The organism is Planobispora longispora (assembly GCF_016863135.1).
Taxonomy (GTDB): Bacteria; Actinomycetota; Actinomycetes; order Streptosporangiales; family Streptosporangiaceae; genus Planobispora; species Planobispora longispora.
In genome coordinates this window covers 40,433-56,898 of the sequence record NZ_BOOH01000063.1, presented here as the reverse complement: position 1 = coordinate 56,898, position 16,466 = coordinate 40,433, and the positions used below count along the sequence as shown (strand labels likewise).

Below are 16,466 nucleotides of genomic sequence, written 5' to 3'. Positions count from 1 at the left end.
ATCAGGGCGAGATTCCGGGCGACGCGGACACCGTGTCGGAGAGCTCGAAGCGGTGATCGGGCGCCAGAGGGTGCCACCCGTGTTCGACCGACCGGCGACACCGGTCGGGGTCGTCGCCCGCGCTGACGAACAGGGCGGTCAGCAGGGGCACGCCGTGGGCGAGCGCCTGGTGGGGCAGCGGGCCGGTCGCGACCAGTGACGCCAGTCCATGACCGATGGTCCAGCTCTGCGTGGCCAGTTCCAGCGGGTCGACGTCATCGCGGAAGCGACCGGCGGCCGTGGCCCGTTCGACGCCGCGCACCAGGCGGTGCAGCGTGTCATCCGCGGCCGCGGCGTCCTCGAGCTCGAACGCGGCGTCGAACATAACCCGGTAGAGATCGGGACCGGCCAGGGCGTTGGACAGATACGCGGCGCCGAGGGCGGCCAGATCCCGTACCGGATCCGCCGACGGCGAGACCGCGGCGAGCCGTACCGCCAGGCGGGTGAACCCTTCCTGCCGTACGGCTTTCCACAGCCCGTCCATGCCGCCGAAGTAGGTGTAGACGGCCATGGTCGAGACGCCGGTCCCGGCCACCAGCGAGCGGAGCGTCACCGGCTGCCGGGCGGCGAGCATCTGCGCGGCCTGGTCGATCAGCAGAGAGCGGACCGCCGGATCTTTCACCCTCACCATGGCGCCACAATACATAACGTTGCTATGTTTTCGGGGAGTGCCGAACCGCCTGCGCCGATTCGAGGAGCGGACATGACCGTGACGCTGGTCAACCCCGACGGACTGCCGAAGCCTGACGTCTACCGCCAGCTGTCGATCGCCACCGGGTCGAAACTGGTGTTCCTGGCGGGCCAGGTGGCCCGGGATTCCGAGGGCCGACGCGTCGGCGAAGGAGACCTGGCCGCCCAGGCCGAGCAGGCCTATCTCAATATCGGCACCGCCCTGGCCGCGGTCGGCGGCTCCTTCGACGACGTGGCCAAGCTGACCGTCTACGTCGTCGACTGGACGCCCGACAAGATGCCGCTGCTGGGAGAGGGCGTCGCCCGGGCGGCCGCGAAGCTGGGGATCGACCCGGTCAAGCCGATCACCCTGCTGGGCGTCGCGGCGCTGGGAGAACCCGACCTGCTGGTCGAGGTCGAGGCCACCGCGGTCATCGACTGAGTCGGGCGCCCCAGGATCCAGGCGAGCGCGATTCCCGGGAGCCGGCCGTTCCGTACGGGCGACGGCTCACGGAAGGCCGGAACGAGGAGGCGGGTTCAGGCGTCTCACAGACATGAGATCTTCTCGCCTGGCCGTCCGGTGGGCGGGGGGCGTGATAGCCGGTGTGCTCGCTCTCGCCGCGTGCGGCACGAACGGGGATCCCGTGCCCTCGCCCCAGGCGGGGCGGCCGGGTGGCACCGGCCCGTCGCCGCCCGGCACCAGGCTGCCGAGCCCGCCCGAGGTAACCGGGACGGAGACGATGTCCGTGTCCGCGAAGGGCGTGCCGCGGGGCGAGGGGAGCGCGCTGACGGACGACGTCAACGGGGACGGCTACCCGGACGCGGTGATCACCTCCGGCCATGATGAGGAGATCATCCCTGACCGGCCCGACCACATGAGATCCCTCGTCATCCTGTACGGCTCCCGCGGCGGCCTCGACCCGGAGAGACGGTCCGTCGTGCGGACGGAGGGCCGGACGCTGTGGCCCCACGGTCCCGAATGGCGCGCCCGGCGGCCGGACACCGCCGATCTCGACGGCGACGGGTACGCCGACATCCCGGTCCGGCTCGGATTCCCCCGCGCCGGGCAGCCCGTGCTGCAGATCGTGTGGGGTGGTCCGGACGGTCCCGTGACGGGCGGCCTGTCGACCGTGACGCCCGCCCAGCCCGGGCGCTTCCGCTCGGACTGGCCGGCCACCGGAGACTTCGACGGGGACGGTCACGCCGACCTGGCTCTCACCGCGTCGGGTCCGACGTCGCAGGACCAGGGCGGTTACGCCGTGCTCTACGGACCGTTCGGCCGGGACGGCGTGCCGAGCCGTACGCGCTTCCACGAACTCAAGGTGGCGAACGCGCCCTGGTACGACGTCGGCTGGATCGCCGCGGATCGGATCAGGCCGGGACGGCGGACCGGGCTCATCCTTCACCGCGACGGCGACGGCGAGCAGAGCGAGGGAGTCGTCATGCCGGAGGTCCCCTCCTCGCGGTTCCACCGTCTCGGACCGGGTAACGCGGTCGCCACCGGCGACTTCGACGGGGACGGCCGCAGGGACGTCGCGGTCGGCGACGACGGGAGCCGCAACGACGAACCGGGAGGCGAGACCGCCGGCGCCACCCGGGCGATCACGATCTACTACGGGCGCGCGCCACGGTCTCCGGCGGTGATCCGGATCCCCGGTCTCCGCGGCAAGCTCACCTCCGCAGACGTCGACGGCGACAACCGGGACGACCTGATGTTCCGCAACGGCGGACTGGTCGAGTTACTCAAGGAAGGGCTGTCCGCCAGGCAGGTGATCAGCCCGTTCCGCCGTCCCGACGGCGACTACGACTACGTGACGGGACCCGTGCGGGCCGGCGACTACGACCGGGACGGGCGCGCCGAGGTGCTGCTCGACTCCTGGGAGCACGACAGCTTCGGGCCGGATCCGCACCGCTGGTGGGTATGGGACGCGAACGCGCCCGCGACCGGCTTCGACACCACCGACTTCGTCTCCTGATCGGTGGGGACCCGGCCGCGGCATGACCTGTCCCGAGCGCCGGGCAGACCCGGGTCCGGAGCGACGAGCCGGACGTCAGACCCCGTAGTCGGCGGCGAAGGCGGCCAGGGCGGTGACCGCGTCGCGGCTGCGCCGCCAGGGGCGGACGATCATCCGGTCGACGCCGAGCTTCTCCCACTCGGGGATCTCGGCGGGGCCGGCGAGCTCGTAGGCGTGGACGGTGACCGAGAACGGACGGCCTCCGTCCCGGAGCGCCGCGAGCCGGTCGAGCTGGGGGCGGACGCTGCCGAGCGAGTGGGGCATGCTGATCCAGCCGTCGCACAGCCGCGCCGCGCGGCGCAGCGCGGCCCCCGACTCCCCCCCGGCCAGGATGGGCAGCCGCTCCTGGACCGGCTTGGGCTCGAAGGCCACCTCGGGGAAGGCGTGGAAGCGGCCCGAGTGCGCGACGACCGGCTCCGACCAGAGCCGCCGGGTCACCTCGATCGCCTCGTCCAGGCGGGCCCCCCGGGTGGCGAAGTCCACCCCGGCCGCCCGCCACTCCCCCTCGTACCATCCCGCGCCGACCCCGCAGATCGCCCGGCCGCCGGAGACCCGGTCGAGGGTGGCGAAGGCCCGGGCCGAGATGAACGGGTGCCGCAGGGCGTAGAGGTGGACGGCGGTGCCCAGCCGGACGCGCGAGGTCAGCCCGGCCAGCCAGCAGAGGTAGGCGGGGGCGTCGAACAGGGGGGTGCTCGGCGAGATGCCCGGCTTGTCGGTGCCCGGGTAGACCGCGAGCGACAGGTCCGTGGTGAAGACCAGGTGCTCGGGGAGCCACACCGACTCGAACCCGAGCTCGTCCGCCGCGACCGCGACGTCCTTCCACGCGTCGGGGTGGATCAGCCCGAGCGGTACCCCGAATCTCATCCCGCCTCCGTCTCCCGTGCGGATCCCCGTCCCATCTAACCAACCTAGCGCACGCTTGGTATCCTCGTACAGCACAGCGAGCCCACCCACCACCGGAGGCAGGCCGGATGCTGCACGGAAAGATCGCGGTCATCACCGGGGCGGGGCCCGGCCTGGGCCGGACGCTGGCCCGGACGATGGCCGCCGAGGGCGCCCGCGTGGTGGTCGCCGCCCGGACCGCCGCCACCGTCGAGAAGATCGCCGCCGAGGTCCCCGGCACGGTCGCCGTCCCCGCCGACGTCACCGACCCCACGGACGTCGAGGCCCTCGCCGCCGCCGTCACCGGGCGCTTCGGCCGCCTGGACGTCCTGGTCAACGCGGCCTTCCCGGGCACCCACCGCAAGAACGTACTGGAGATGTCCCCCGCCGACCTGGCCTCCTGGCGCGCGGCGGTCGACATCGGCGCGTACGGCACGCTGCTCGCCTGCCGCTTCCTCGCCCCCCTGATGGTCGAGCGGGGCGAGGGCGCGATCGTGAACGTGACCTCCATGTCGTCCCGGAAGGGCTACGCGGGCCGCAGCGACTTCGCCGCCGGCAAGGCCGCCGCGCACCTGCTCTCCCACTGCCTGGCCGACGAGCTCGGGCCGTACGGCGTGCGGGTCAACTGCGTGGCCCCCGGCTGGATCGCCAGCGAGGTCCTGGACGACTGGATGCGCACCCGGGCCGCCGCCGAGGGCGTCGCCTTCGAGGACGTCCTGGCCCGCGACGTGAGCGCGATGGCGCTGCGCCGGATCGCCACCGAGGAGGACGTCGCCCGCGCGATCGTCTTCCTCGCCTCCGACCGGGCCCGTTCCATCACCGGCGCCACCCTCGACGTCAACGCCGGCCAGCTCTTCACCTGAGCGTCCGCGCGACGGAAACGAAAAGGTAGGGAATCGCCTACGCTTGACAGGTAGGAAACACCCTACGTATCTTCGACCTCATGAACATCACACAGGTGGCACTGGTGACCGTTCCGGTCTCCGATCAGGACGTCGCGAAGGACTTCTACGCCGGCCTCCTCGGCTTCACGGTGCTCGAGGACCGCTCGATGGGGCCGATGCGGTGGCTCCAGGTCGCACCGGAGGGGGCGCAAACCGGCGTGGTCCTCGCCGCCCATCTGCCCGGCACGACCCCGGGCGACGTTCAAGGACTGATGTTGACCACCTCCGACATCGACACGGACTGCGCCCGGCTCCGGGAGGCGGGGGTGGCCGTCGAAGGTCCCCAGGACCTGCCGTGGGGCCGCCAGGCGACCTTCGCCGATCCCGACGGGAACGGAATCGTCCTGGCGTCCGCCGGCTGACGCCCGTGCCGGTGGACGTGTTCGCCGCGCTGGCCAGTCCCGTACGGCGGGACCTCGTCGCGCTGCTGCTGGACGGGCCGCGACCGGTCGGCGACCTGGCCGCCCATTTCGACATGAGCCGGCCGAGCGTCTCGGAGCATCTCAAGGTGCTCAAGGACGCCGGGCTGGTGAGTGAGCGACGCAACGGCCGGCACCGCCTCTACCAACTGGAGCCCGGGCCCTTCCACGAGTTGTCGGACTGGCTCGCGCCGTACGAGCGGTTCTGGCGCGGCAGGCTGGCCGCCCTGCGCGACCTGCTGGAGGAGTTGTGACCACAGAAGCCGGGACCGGGAAACGGTTCGGGAGCGCACCGGCTCCGGCCGGGCCGGACCCGGTCGCCGGTACCGCCGTACGGCGGTCCCATCATGTGCGACGGGAAGGGAGAGCATGACGACGATCGAGGTCGACGAGTTCCTGCCGCATCCACCGGCCAAGGTGTGGCGGGCGCTGACCGACTCGGACCTCCTGGCCCGCTGGCTGATGCCGAACGACTTCAAGCCGGTCGTGGGCCATCGGTTCACCTTCGCCACCCAGCCGGTCCCGCGCGTCGGCTTCGACGGGATCATCCGGTGCGAGGTCCTGGAGATCGACGACGGGCGGCTGCTGCGCATCGGCTGGGCCGGGGGCGCGCTCGACACCACGGTCACCTGGCGGCTGACCGCCGAGGGCCGCGGAACCCGGCTGTTCGTCGAACACGCGGGCTTCGACCTCGACGACCCCGTTCAGGAGTACGCGTTCCGCGGCATGAGCAGCGGCTGGCGCTCGCACGTCTTCCGGTCGCTGCTGGCGACCCTGGCCGGACTCCGGTGACGATCCGTCACGCTTGCGGCCCCCGCGGTGCGGACCCCACGGCACGGATTCGTCCTCAGCCGAGATAGGCCGCGCGCACGGCGGGGTCGTCGCGGATCTCGGCGGGGGTCCCGACGGCGATGACCTCGCCGAGGTCCAGGACGACGAGGCGGTCGCAGACCTCCATGACGAAGCCCATGTCGTGCTCGACCAGCAGCGTCGTGGTGTCCAGCGACCGGACGACCTCCCCGAGGCGGGTGGTCTGATCGGCGTCGAGGCCGGAGGTCGGCTCGTCGAGCAGGAGCAGCGCGGGGTCGTCGGCCAGGGCGCGGGCCAGCTCGACCAGGCGGCGCTGGCCGACGGGCAGGGAGGCCGCGTAGGCGTCGCGCAGCTCGGTCAGCCCGCACAGGGCGAGCACCTCGTCCACCCGCCGCCTGCGCTCACGCTCCAGCCTCCGCCGGGCGGGCCAGCCGGTCAGGTCCGCCAGGAGGCCGCCGCCGCCCCCGCGCCACTCCATCGCGGCCAGCACGTTGTCGGCCACGGTCAGCCGGCCGAACACCTGGGTCCGCTGGAAGGTACGGCGCAGCCCGGCGCGGGCCCGCCGTACCGCCGGGACGGCCGTGGTGTCGCGGCCCGCCACCGAGACGGAGCCGGAGGCCGGCCGGCGCAGCCCGGAGATGACGTCGAACAGCGTGGTCTTGCCCGCGCCGTTGGGCCCGATCACCCCGCACACCTGCCCCGGCGGCACCTCGAAGGAGACGTCGCTGAGCGCGCGGACGCCGCCGAAGGACACCGAGACCGCCTCGACCGCCAGCGCCGCGCCCGCTCCGCCGTCCGCCTTCACGCCCGTCACACCGTCCGCGCCCGCTCCGCCGTCCACACCCGTCCCACCGTTCATTCTCACGACACCCCCAGGTACGCGGCGGTGAGCCGGGTGTCGTCCACCTCGGCACGCGGCCCGCTCCAGGTGACCCGGCCCAGGCGCATGAAGGCCACCCGGTCCGCCAGCTCCAGCGCGGCGGTGGCCTTCTCCTCCACCAGCAGCAGCGCGACGCCGCGCTCCCGCAGCTCGGCGAAGACCTCGAAGATCTCCGCCACGACCAGCGGGGCCAGGCCCAGCGACGGCTCGTCGGCGATCAGCACCCGGGGCGGCCGGACCAGCGCCGGGGCGAGGGTGAGCAGCTGCTGCTCCCCTCCGGACAGGGCGCCCGCGGCGATCCCGCGCCGCCGGGCGAGCTGGGGCAATCGCTCGTAGACGGGGCCGGGGTCCGTCAGCCAGGTCCGCAGGTTCTCCTCGACGGTCAGGCTGGGGAACACGCCGCGCCCTTCGGGGGCGAGCAGCACGCCCTCCCGCGCGCGGCGGTGCGCGGGCCAGGCGGTGACGTCCGCCCCGTCCAGGAGCACCCGCCCGGCCGTCACCGGCAGGTCCCCCGCCGCCACCGCGCAGGTCGTGGACTTGCCCGCGCCGTTGGCCCCGAGCAGCGCCACCACCTCGCCGGGCCGTACGGACAGGTCCACCCCGCGCAGCACCGTCACGTCGCCGTATCCCGCGACCACGTTCTCCAGCCGGAACAGCGCGTCCGACTCCGGCACGGCGGGCTCGCCGGGGTGATCGGGGCCCGATGCCGCCGCGGCTCGCACGGCGGGCGCCGCCTCCGCCTGGATCGCGGCCGCCTTGGTGCGTTCGAGTCTGCGCCGCCGGCGGCGGTAGCGGCCCTCGGCCATCTGGGCGAGCACGCCGTCGGGGTGCCGGGCCAGGATCATGCCGCCGGTGCCGAACAGGATCGCGCCGACGTGCGCGGACACGTGCCACGTGGCCAGCAGCTCGGGGAAGATCGCGGCGATCAGGCCGCCGAGCACGGCCCCGCCGATCCGGCGGACGCCCTGCAGGACGACCACGGCCAGCCAGACGAACCCCGCGAAGGCGGGCAGGTCGGTGGCCGTCACCGATCCCTTGGAGATCGCGAACAGCACCCCGCCCAGGCCCGCGATCCCCGACGCCAGGGCGAACAGCAGGATCTTGGTGCGGGGCGCGGAGACGCCCGAGGTCGTCGCGGCGGCCGGGGCCGAGCGCACGGCCAGGATCGCCCGGCCCGAGGCCGAGCGTTCCAGGTTCCGCACCAGCAGGCCGACGAGCCCGATCAGGGCGAGCAGCAGCACGACCCGCACGCGCGGGTCGGTGGTGTCGGCGAACCCGAGGCCGAGCGCGGGCAGCGGCCAGCCGATGGTGCCGTTGCTGAACGCGTCGATCTGGAAGAGCACCTGGTCGGCGAGGAGGGCCAGGGCGAGCGTGGCCAGGGTCAGGATCCGCCCGCCCAGCCGGAGCGCGGGCAGCGCGACGAGCACGCCCACCGCCGTGGCGCCCAGCACGCCCAGGAGGATCGCCACCGGGAAGGGCAGCCCGGAGGAGAACGCCCACCCGCAGGTCAGCGCGGCCATCGAGGCGAAGGACGCCTGCGCGAGGTTGACCATGCCGCCGATGCCGGTGACCACCACGAACGAGCAGAAGATCAGCGCGAGGACCAGCCCCTGCGCCACCACGCCCACGTAGAAGTCGTCCGCCGGGCGGGTGAACGTCCAGACGAGCAGGGCGACGAGGGACACGGCCCAGGGCAGTCTCCGCCGCCACAGCGGCAGGTCGGCCAGGTAGTCGGGGGGCGGCGCGTCCTCGGCGGCGGAGCCGGCGACCCGGTCCCTGGACCTGTTGAGCACCACCAGCCCGGCGAACAGCAGGATCACCGGGACCGCCGTGCGCAGGCCGGTGACGTCCTCGGCGAAGTCGGCGTACCCGGCGACCAGGTTCTGCACCACGCCGAGGCCGAGCCCGGCGGCGAAGGTCACCGGGATCGAGCGCAGCCGCCCGAACACCGCGGCGGTCGCCGAGACGAACAGCATCACGGTGAACGCGGTGGAGTCCAGCCCCAGGGTCGGCACGGCCAGGACCCCGGCCAGCCCGGCGAGGGTGGAGCTGAGCGTCCAGGCCAGCGCCGAGGAGGCGTCGGCGTCGATCCCGCGCAGGGTCGCCAGCCTGCGGCGGTCGACCGAGGCCCGCATGCGCAGGCCGTACGGCGTGTGCCGCATGAAGGCCCAGAGCCCGGCGGCGGCCAGGAGCGCGAAGACGAACGTGATGATCTGGTCGGAGTCGAGGCGGACGCCCCCGAGGGTGACGTTGACCGCCGGGTACGGCCCCAGCCCGCGCGGGAGCGAGGTCGCGTCGGCGCGCGGCAGCCCGAACGGCTCGGCGATCAGGTCGACGATCCAGAGCCCCAGGGCGGGCAGCGCGATCGTCAGGCCGATCGTCCCGACGATCTGCGCGGTCTCCCCCGCCTGGGCCAGCCCGCGGAACATCGCCCGGTGCAGCACGTATCCGAGCAGGGGCGCGAACACCAGCACCGCGACCACCCCGGCAGGCCAGGCGGGCACGCCGAGGCCGACGGTGAGCTCGAAGAACAGCAGCGCGGACAGGAAGCCGATGGCGCCGTGGGCGAAGTTGAACACGCCCGTCGCCGCGTAGGAGAGGGTCAGGCCCGAGGCCATGACCGCGAAGACGGCCCCGGTGACCAGGCCGCTGATGATGTAGCCGACGAACTCCGACAAGGGTCTCCACCCCGAACTCTCGCGCCTGACGTATCGGCCGGGCCGGGTACGGCGAGGGCCGGGACCGTCTCCACGACGGTCCCGGCCGCCCGCGTCATGCCGCCCGCGTGGCCCGCCAGCTCGCGGGCGGCACGTCCGGCGCCGCTACTTCAGCGGCACGTTCTCGAAGCACTTCATGCTCTTGGCGACCTTGAAGGCGCCGCCCTCCAGCTTGACCAGGGCCCCGCAGCCGTTGGGCTCGCTGTGGTCCTTGGGGTACTGGATCCGGCCGAAGCCGGCGTTCTCGTAGGAGAACGAGCCGTTGGCGGCGGCCAGGAACCTCTCCCGGGTCAGGTCCTTGCCGGTCTGCTCCAGGACCTTCAGGAAGATGTCCGCCGACCAGTAGCCGATGGCCAGGTGCTGGGTCGGCACGGTGCCCGGGGCGACCTTCTCCACGTCGGCCTTGAGCTGCGCGATCTCCGGCGCGGTGGACTCGAACGGCTCGAACATCGGGGCCGCGATCACGCCCTCCAGCGCCTGGGCGGTGGCCGGGTCCTTCAGGATGGCCGCGTCGTAGCTGGTGGCGTCGGACAGCACACCCTCGTACCCGGCCTTCTTCAGCGCCGAGTAGAGCCCGACGTTGAACTTGGTCCCGGCGATGATGGAGACCACCACGTCCGGGGCCTTCCCGCCGTCCGAGGTCATGATCTTGTTGACGTACGGCAGCCAGTCGGGCGGCGGGGCCGCGGCGGGCAGGCCGGAGTTGATACCGACGATCTTGAAGCCCGCGGCCTCGAAGGACTGCGAGATGGTCTTGCCGCCGTACTTGCTGCCGCTGGAGTCGGTCGTCTGGACGTAGACCGTCTTGCCCTCGGAGCCGCCGAGCAGCTCGGCCATCTGGTTGCCCCACCAGGTCTGCGAGCCCGCGCCCGGCTTGGGGGCCAGGCAGCCGTTGTAGCCGAAGCCCGTCTTCGTCCCGCACCACTGCGGGCCGGTCGCCCAGCCGAACCACGGCACGCCCTGCTGCTCCAGGAAGACCGCCCCGCCGAAGTTGGGCCCGTGCACCGGGACCAGCGCGAAGACCCCGTCCTTCTGGACCAGCTTCTTGGCCGCCGCGTCGCCCTTGGCGGCGTCCTGGCCGTCGTCCTCGGCCCCGACGAACTCGATCTTCCGCCCGTGCACGCCACCGGCGTCGTTGGCCCGCTGGAACCGGGCCTTGGCCCCGATCTCGGCGTCCTTGGTGGAGTAGCCGCTCGCGCTGGTCTTGGTGAGCACGCCGCCCACCTTGATCGTGGTGTCGGTCACCCCGGCCGTCCCGCCGGAGCCGCCCGTGCCCGCCGCCTTCTGCTCGGCGGCGCAGCCCGCGGAGCCCGCGACGGCCAGCGCCGCCGCGGCCACCAGGCCGACGAGCCGTCCCGGCCGCCGTCTCACTGCCTGCCGTCCCATAGGTCACTCCGTCCCACAGGTCACTCCCTGCCGTGCCGTACGGTCCCCCGCCCGCTCCCCAATTTGGCCTAGCGCTCGCTTGGTTTTCGGTCAGCGTAGGTTTGGCCGCTCCGGGGTGTCAATGCGGCGTTACCGGAGCGTTGCACCGGCCTCCCACACCAATCGATTGCTTGCTTTCAGTCGTCGCGGGGGCTAGCGTGCGCAGCGGACTGGCCTCGGCGCGACGGGAGCGGACTGATGTTGATGCGGGCGGCCGTACTCACCGGATTCGACAGGCCGATGGAGGTCCGCGAGGTCGAGATCGCCGACCCCGGCCCCGGCGAGGTCCGCGTCAGGATCAAGGCGTCGGGCGTGTGCGGCTCCGACATCAAGGCGCTCGACGGCAAGAGCCCCGTCGTGCGGGAACTCCCCTTCGTCCTCGGCCACGAGAGCGCCGGAATCGTGGAGAGCGTCGGCGCGGGCGTGACGAGCGTCCGCCCCGGCGACCACGTGATCATCGCGATGAACGGCGCCTGCGGCCGGTGCCGCGACTGCGGGGCCGGCCGTTTCCACCTGTGCTCGGGCAAGGCCCGGATGGCCGCCATCATGGGCACCATGCACGACGGCACCACCCGCATCACGGTGGACGGCGCCCCCGCCCGGACGATGATCGGCATCGGCTCCTTCGCCGAGTACGCCGTCGTCAACGAGCCCATGTGCGTGAAGATCGCAAAAGACGCCCCGTTCGACACCATGTGCCTGCTGGCCTGCGGCGTCGTCACCGGCGTCGGCGCGGTGCTGAACGTGGCGGAGGTGACCCCGGGCTCCAGCGTCCTGGTGGCCGGCTGCGGCGGAGTCGGGCTGAACGTGGTCCAGGGCGCCGCCCTGGCCGGGGCCACCACGATCATCGCGGCCGACGTGGCCGAGCCCAAGCTGAAGCTGGCCCGGGAGTTCGGCGCCACCCACGCGATCCTCTCCGCCGACCTGCCCCGGCAGGTCGGCGAGATCGTCCGGGGCGGCGTGGACTACGCCTTCGACGTCACCGGCGTTCCCGGCGTGCTGGGTGAGGCGTTCGCCGCGACCCGGCCCGGCGGCACGACCGTGATGGTCGGCAGCCCGCCCCAGGGACAGCCGCTCTCCATCGAGCCCGGCCTGCTGTTCGCCTCCCGCCGCCTGATGGGCACCCAGGGCGGCGACGCCGCCCCGCTGCGGGACCTGCCCATGCTCGCCGGGCAGTACCTGCGGGGCCGCCTCGACCTCGACCGCCTGGTCAGCGAGCGGGTCCCGCTGGAGGAGGTCAACGAGGCCGTCCGGCACGTCCGCGAGGGCGCCGTGGCCCGCAGCGTGATCGTCTTCGACTGACGGGCCGCGGGCCGGGCGGGACGGAGGATCGGGAGCGGGACGGTGCGATCAGGAGCGGGCCGCGCCGACGAGCTCCTTGCGGGGCTCCTCCTCGACCATGGACTCCTCGTCGTGGCCCTCGACGGACAGGTCGGGCAGGATCCGGTCCAGCCAGCGGGGGCACCACCAGTTGTAGCGGCCGAGCAGCACCATGGTGGCCGGGACCAGGAAGCCCCGGATGATCGTGGCGTCCACCGCGATGGCCACGGCCAGGCCGACGCCGAAGATCTTGACCATGGGATCCGGGTAGGCGATGAAGGCCACGAAGACGGCCACCATGATCAGCGCGGCGGAGGTGATGACCCGGCCGGTCGTGCCCAGCCCCTCGGCCACCGCCCGGCTGTTGTCCCCGTGCTTGAGGTACGCCTGCCGCACGGCCGTGAGCAGGAACACCTCGTAGTCCATCGAGAGGCCGAACAGCACCGCGAACAGCATCAGCGGGATGTAGCTGTCGATCGGCACCGAGAAGAACAGCGTGGTCAGGTAGGAGTCGTCCGTGCCGACCGGCGGGTCCATGCCGACCAGGCCGCTGCCCAGGCCGAGGGAGAAGACCAGGGAGAGGGCCCCGAAGGCGGCGCCCAGCGAGATCAGGTTCATCAGCGCGGCCTTGATCGCCACGATCGGCGAGCGGAACGCCAGGAGCAGCAGCAGAGCGCTGAGCAGCACCACGACCCCGACCACCAGGGGGGTGCGCTCGGCGATCGTGTTGCCGGCGTCGGCCATGCCGGCCACCTTGCCGCCCACGTGCACGCTCATCCCCTCCAGCCGGAGCGCGCGGACGTCCTCGACCACGTCCAGGGCCCGGGGGTCGCTGGGCGCGTACTCGGGGACGGCCTGGACCAGCACCGCGGTGCCGGTGGTGTTGAGCAGCGGATCGCCGACGAAGCGCACGCCCTCGACGGCGGCGACCTGGTCCTTCAGCAGCTGGAGCGCGGCGGGGGCGGGCTCGCGGTCGGCGACCGCCTCCTCCAGTTCGGCCACCACGACCAGCGGGCCGTTCATGCCGGGCCCGAATCCGGCCTCGATGAGCTCGTAGGAGCGGCGGGTGTCGGTGCCCCGGTCGCTGTAGCCGTCGTCGATCGGGCCGAGCTTGAGCGCGAGGGCGGGCGCGGCCAGCGCGACGAGGACCGCGATGCTCAGCACGAGCACGCCCCAGGGGCGCCGGGCGACCCAGGAGCCCAGCCCGGCCCAGCCCGAGGAGCCGTCGGCGTCCTTGCGGCGGCGGCCCATGAACGGCAGGCGCAGGGCGTTCACCCGGTGCCCGAGCAGGCCGAGCAGCGCGGGCACGAGGGTGACCGAGGTGAGCACCGCGCAGACGACCGAGATGCCGGTGATCCAGCCGAGCGTGCGCAGCATCGGGAAGCCGGCGAGCATCAGCGCGCTGAGCGCGATGACGACCGTGCCGCCGGCGAACACCACGGCCCCGCCCGAGCTGGCGGACACCCTGCGGACCGCCTCGCGCACGGGCACGCCGTCGCCGAGCAGCTTGCGGTGCCTGCTGAGCAGGAAGAGCGCGTAGTCGATGCCGACGCCGAGGCCGATCATCGTCGCCATGATCGAGGCCTGCTTGGGCACGTCCACGAGGTGGCCGAGGAGGCTGATCACGCCCAGGCCGGTCGCGATGCTGACCAGCGCGGCGAAGATCGGGATCATCGCGGCCACCAGGGTGCCGAAGGCGAACAGCAGCACCAGCAGCGCGCAGACGACGCCGATGACCTCGCTGGCGCCGGTCTTGATCTCCTTGTCGGCCGGGGTCCCGGCGTTGGCGGGCACCGCCTCGATGCCCAGGCCGCGGACCGGCTCGGCCGCCGCGGAGATCGCCTTGGTCGTCTCGGCCAGCTTGTTGTTGTCGTGCCCCTGGAGCTTGACCGTGATGAGACCGATCTCCCTGTTGGGGGCCAGGCCGCCCATCCGGTACGGCGTCATCACCTCCACCACGTGCGGGAGGTCGCGGATCCGGTCCATCGCCCGGTTCACGGCGCGCGTCCGGCGCTGGGAGGTGAGGGGACCGTTCTCGGAGTAGAGGACGATCTGGATCGTCCCGCCCGGGTCGTAGCCGGGGCCGAACCCCTCGGCCATCAGATCGTGGGCGCGCTGGGCGTCCGTGCCCGGGATCGCGACGTTGTTGCTGACCGGGCCGGGGAAGAACACCGAGCCCGCGGTCAGCCCCGCCGCCAGGAGAATCCACAGCGTCAGCACGATCACGCCGTGCCTCGCGCACCAACCGCCTACCCGCCCGAGGAGGCCAGACATTGGGACCGCCCTATTAAACTCGATGACATCGGCCTGTAACACCGTTCTGTACGCCCGTACAGTACGGCTACCAAAAGCCTAATACCCCACATCTGGGAGTGCTCTCGCCACCCGTGGAAATGAGACGATGACCACACTCGATCCGCGTTACGACGCCCCGGGCCACGCCACCCGCGACCGGATCCTCCACGCCGCCCGCCAGCTGTTCGCCGAGCGCGGCTACGCCGCGACCTCCCTGGCCGACATCGCCTCGGCGGTCGGGGTCACCAAGACGGCCGTGGCCTACCACTTTCATCCTAAGGACCGCCTGGCCGCCGAGCTCATCGCCCCCGCCGCCAACGACATCATCGCCCTGATCGAGACCGAGTTCGGCGACGAACGCGCGTTCCTGGAGGCGCTGGTGACCTTCGTCATCCGCCACCGGGCGATCATCCGCCTGATCATGGAGGAGATCGGCGGCGCCGACGACGCCCCGCCCGGCTCCCCCGGCGAGGCCATCCGCGCCTTCCGCGACTGCATCTACGTCCGGCTCGCCGGCCCGGACCCCGATCCGGCCGGCCGGGTGCGCGCCTGGGCGGTGGTGGGCTCGCTCCAGTACGCCGCGGTCAAGACGATCGACCTGCCCGAGGAGGTCGTCCGGGAGACCCTGCTGACCGCCGCCCTGGCCGCCTACCACTCCTGATCCCAGCGCGGCCGCCCGGCCCCCTCACGGACCGCCGGTGGCCGTCGGGGAGCCGGTCGGGTCCGGTGAGGCGGTGGGGTCCGGACCCGGTCCGGTCTGTCCCGCGACGCCGACCGTGATGACGGCCGCCCCTCCCCGGCGGACGCACCCGCCGGGCGCCGGGTTCTGCCCCAGCACCACCCCGTCCTTCGACGGGTCGGTGACCAGTTTCGGCCGCACCCGTACGGCCAGGCCCGCCGCGGCCAGCGCGTCGCGCGCCCCGGCCTCGCCCCGCCCGACGACCGAGGGCATCTCCGTCCCCCGCCGGGACACGGTCAGCGCGACCGCGGTGCCCGCGGAGACGCGTTCGCCCGTGCCGGGGGCGCTGGAGAGCACCTCTCCCGCGGGCCGGTCCGAGCAGCGGACGGTCACCCCGCCCACGGCCAGCCCCGCCTGGGCCAGCAGCGCCTCGGCCGCCTTCCTGCGGAGCCCGGTCAGCCCGGGGACCGCCACCCCGGCCGAGACCTCCAGGGTGACCTCGGTCCCTCTGGCCACCCTGCTCCCCGCCTGCGGCCAGGTCCGCAGCACCCGTCCGATCGGCTCGCGGGAGTCGGCCCGGGTGACGGGTCCGACGGCCAGCCCGGCCCGCTTGACCGCGCGCAACGCTTCGGACCGCCCCATCCCCGCCAGCGAGGGCACCGTGACCTCGGCGCGGGCGAGAGGCGGTTTCGTCGCCCCCGGACTCCCTCCGTCCCCGCCCCCGCCGGTGTCCCCGCCGGCGCGGGTGCTCCCGTCGGGGCGCGTGGTCCTGTCCGGGCCGGGCGGGGAGGCGGACGGCGTCGCGGCGCCCGTCCCGCCGGGATGCGTCCCCGTCGTCGTCCCCGCCGGGGGAGCGGCCCGGCCGCCGTCCCGCGCGCCGCCGCCCAGGGAGGGGACCAGCACTCCCACCACCAGCACGACCGCGCTGACCAGGAGCGACCCCGACATCGCGACCGACGCCCTGGTGGCCGCCCGCCCCGGATGGGTCCGGGTCCCGCGCGGCTCGCCGGGGACGGCGCCCGGCACGGGAACGCCCTGTCCCGGCGGCCCGGATCCCGGCCACCCGCGGGTTCCGGGGCCGGAGACCGCCGGAGCGCGCGTCCCGGCCTCCCACAGGCTCCGCGCCCCGCCCGTGACGGCGGCGTGCGGGACGGCGGTATGCGGGACGGCGGTATGCGGGACGGCGGCGTGCGGGACGGCCTCCCAGGGCGCCGAGGCCGAGCGGATGGAGACCGGCTCGGAACCGGGCGTCCCCCGCCGGCCGCCCCCTCCCGGCCGCCCCCTCCCGGACGGCGCCGCCGGACGTCTCCCGCCGGGCGTCGTCCCCGAGCAGCGCGAGCAGCAGCTCCCGGCTCGTGGGCCGGTCATGAGG

General features: G+C 73.4%; 15 protein-coding genes. 8 read left to right on the top strand and 7 right to left on the bottom strand.

Going from position 1 to position 16,466, the window contains the following annotated elements; all coding sequences use genetic code 11:
* Window position 1: 1 nt before the first annotated feature.
* Window positions 2–670, bottom strand: a complete 669-nt coding sequence (locus tag Plo01_RS35435; protein ID WP_203895145.1) for a TetR/AcrR family transcriptional regulator — start codon at window positions 668–670, stop codon at window positions 2–4.
* A gap of 72 nt (window positions 671–742) precedes the next feature.
* On the opposite strand from Plo01_RS35435, the gene Plo01_RS35430 reads away from it, so the two are divergent.
* Together Plo01_RS35430 and Plo01_RS35425 are read left to right on the top strand one after the other, a co-directional pair.
* Complete coding sequence (locus Plo01_RS35430; RefSeq protein ID WP_203895144.1) at window positions 743–1,150, top strand: RidA family protein; 408 nt, start codon at window positions 743–745, stop codon at window positions 1,148–1,150.
* Between the two features lie 298 nt (window positions 1,151–1,448).
* Window positions 1,449–2,684 carry an FG-GAP-like repeat-containing protein gene (locus tag Plo01_RS35425; protein ID WP_203895143.1) on the top strand — a complete coding sequence of 412 codons (1,236 nt, stop codon included), beginning with the start codon at window positions 1,449–1,451 and terminating at the stop codon, window positions 2,682–2,684.
* A 75-nt stretch (window positions 2,685–2,759) separates the two neighbouring features.
* On the opposite strand, the gene Plo01_RS35420 is transcribed toward Plo01_RS35425, so the two are convergent.
* Complete coding sequence (locus tag Plo01_RS35420; RefSeq protein ID WP_203895142.1) at window positions 2,760–3,587, bottom strand: TIGR03619 family F420-dependent LLM class oxidoreductase; 828 nt, start codon at window positions 3,585–3,587, stop codon at window positions 2,760–2,762.
* 107 nt (window positions 3,588–3,694) lie between these two features.
* Here Plo01_RS35420 and Plo01_RS35415 point away from each other — a divergent pair, with 107 nt between their 5' ends.
* The 4 genes from Plo01_RS35415 (at window position 3,695) to Plo01_RS35400 (ending at window position 5,760) form a co-directional block, all read left to right on the top strand.
* Window positions 3,695–4,468, top strand: coding sequence for an SDR family oxidoreductase (locus tag Plo01_RS35415; RefSeq protein ID WP_203895141.1), 774 nt, complete (start codon window positions 3,695–3,697; stop codon window positions 4,466–4,468).
* 80 nt (window positions 4,469–4,548) lie between these two features.
* Window positions 4,549–4,911: a VOC family protein gene (locus tag Plo01_RS35410; RefSeq protein ID WP_203895140.1), complete on the top strand. Its 363-nt coding sequence runs from the start codon at window positions 4,549–4,551 to the stop codon at window positions 4,909–4,911.
* A 5-nt stretch (window positions 4,912–4,916) separates the two neighbouring features.
* Complete coding sequence (locus Plo01_RS35405; RefSeq protein ID WP_203895139.1) at window positions 4,917–5,222, top strand: ArsR/SmtB family transcription factor; 306 nt, start codon at window positions 4,917–4,919, stop codon at window positions 5,220–5,222.
* A 115-nt stretch (window positions 5,223–5,337) separates the two neighbouring features.
* Window positions 5,338–5,760: an SRPBCC family protein gene (locus Plo01_RS35400; RefSeq protein WP_203895138.1), complete on the top strand. Its 423-nt coding sequence runs from the start codon at window positions 5,338–5,340 to the stop codon at window positions 5,758–5,760.
* A 55-nt stretch (window positions 5,761–5,815) separates the two neighbouring features.
* Here Plo01_RS35400 and Plo01_RS35395 read toward each other — a convergent pair whose 3' ends face one another.
* The 3 genes from Plo01_RS35395 to Plo01_RS35385 all read right to left on the bottom strand — a co-directional run bounded on the left by Plo01_RS35395 (window position 5,816) and on the right by Plo01_RS35385 (window position 10,761).
* Complete coding sequence (locus Plo01_RS35395; RefSeq protein WP_203895137.1) at window positions 5,816–6,637, bottom strand: ABC transporter ATP-binding protein; 822 nt, start codon at window positions 6,635–6,637, stop codon at window positions 5,816–5,818.
* A gap of 2 nt (window positions 6,638–6,639) precedes the next feature.
* Window positions 6,640–9,336, bottom strand: coding sequence for an ABC transporter permease subunit (locus Plo01_RS35390; protein WP_203895136.1), 2,697 nt, complete (start codon window positions 9,334–9,336; stop codon window positions 6,640–6,642).
* Window positions 9,337–9,480: 144 nt separating this feature from the next.
* Window positions 9,481–10,761, bottom strand: coding sequence for an ABC transporter substrate-binding protein (locus Plo01_RS35385; protein ID WP_203895135.1), 1,281 nt, complete (start codon window positions 10,759–10,761; stop codon window positions 9,481–9,483).
* Window positions 10,762–10,998: 237 nt separating this feature from the next.
* On the opposite strand from Plo01_RS35385, the gene Plo01_RS35380 reads away from it, so the two are divergent.
* Window positions 10,999–12,102 (top strand): alcohol dehydrogenase catalytic domain-containing protein, encoded by a 1,104-nt coding sequence (locus Plo01_RS35380; RefSeq protein WP_203895134.1) that lies wholly within the window; start codon window positions 10,999–11,001, stop codon window positions 12,100–12,102.
* 48 nt (window positions 12,103–12,150) lie between these two features.
* On the opposite strand, the gene Plo01_RS35375 is transcribed toward Plo01_RS35380, so the two are convergent.
* Window positions 12,151–14,346 (bottom strand): MMPL family transporter, encoded by a 2,196-nt coding sequence (locus Plo01_RS35375; protein ID WP_239317698.1) that lies wholly within the window; start codon window positions 14,344–14,346, stop codon window positions 12,151–12,153.
* A gap of 175 nt (window positions 14,347–14,521) precedes the next feature.
* Between Plo01_RS35375 and Plo01_RS35370 the strand changes: the two genes are divergently transcribed.
* Entirely contained in the window at window positions 14,522–15,076 is a 555-nt protein-coding gene (locus tag Plo01_RS35370) for a TetR family transcriptional regulator (protein ID WP_203895132.1), read from the top strand.
* A gap of 24 nt (window positions 15,077–15,100) precedes the next feature.
* Here Plo01_RS35370 and Plo01_RS35365 read toward each other — a convergent pair whose 3' ends face one another.
* Complete coding sequence (locus Plo01_RS35365) at window positions 15,101–16,462, bottom strand: PASTA domain-containing protein (RefSeq protein ID WP_203895131.1); 1,362 nt, start codon at window positions 16,460–16,462, stop codon at window positions 15,101–15,103.
* Window positions 16,463–16,466 lie beyond the last annotated feature (4 nt).

Coding starts and splice junctions, on each gene's coding strand:
- Plo01_RS35435 (WP_203895145.1), bottom strand. CDS start 670: ATGGTGAGGGTGAAAGATCCGGCGGTCCGCTCTCTGCTGATCGACCAG.
- Plo01_RS35430 (WP_203895144.1), top strand. CDS start 743: ATGACCGTGACGCTGGTCAACCCCGACGGACTGCCGAAGCCTGACGTC.
- Plo01_RS35425 (WP_203895143.1), top strand. CDS start 1,449: ATGTCCGTGTCCGCGAAGGGCGTGCCGCGGGGCGAGGGGAGCGCGCTG.
- Plo01_RS35420 (WP_203895142.1), bottom strand. CDS start 3,587: ATGAGATTCGGGGTACCGCTCGGGCTGATCCACCCCGACGCGTGGAAG.
- Plo01_RS35415 (WP_203895141.1), top strand. CDS start 3,695: ATGCTGCACGGAAAGATCGCGGTCATCACCGGGGCGGGGCCCGGCCTG.
- Plo01_RS35410 (WP_203895140.1), top strand. CDS start 4,549: ATGAACATCACACAGGTGGCACTGGTGACCGTTCCGGTCTCCGATCAG.
- Plo01_RS35400 (WP_203895138.1), top strand. CDS start 5,338: ATGACGACGATCGAGGTCGACGAGTTCCTGCCGCATCCACCGGCCAAG.
- Plo01_RS35395 (WP_203895137.1), bottom strand. CDS start 6,637: ATGAACGGTGGGACGGGTGTGGACGGCGGAGCGGGCGCGGACGGTGTG.
- Plo01_RS35385 (WP_203895135.1), bottom strand. CDS start 10,761: ATGGGACGGCAGGCAGTGAGACGGCGGCCGGGACGGCTCGTCGGCCTG.
- Plo01_RS35380 (WP_203895134.1), top strand. CDS start 10,999: ATGTTGATGCGGGCGGCCGTACTCACCGGATTCGACAGGCCGATGGAG.
- Plo01_RS35370 (WP_203895132.1), top strand. CDS start 14,522: ATGACCACACTCGATCCGCGTTACGACGCCCCGGGCCACGCCACCCGC.
- Plo01_RS35365 (WP_203895131.1), bottom strand. CDS start 16,462: ATGACCGGCCCACGAGCCGGGAGCTGCTGCTCGCGCTGCTCGGGGACG.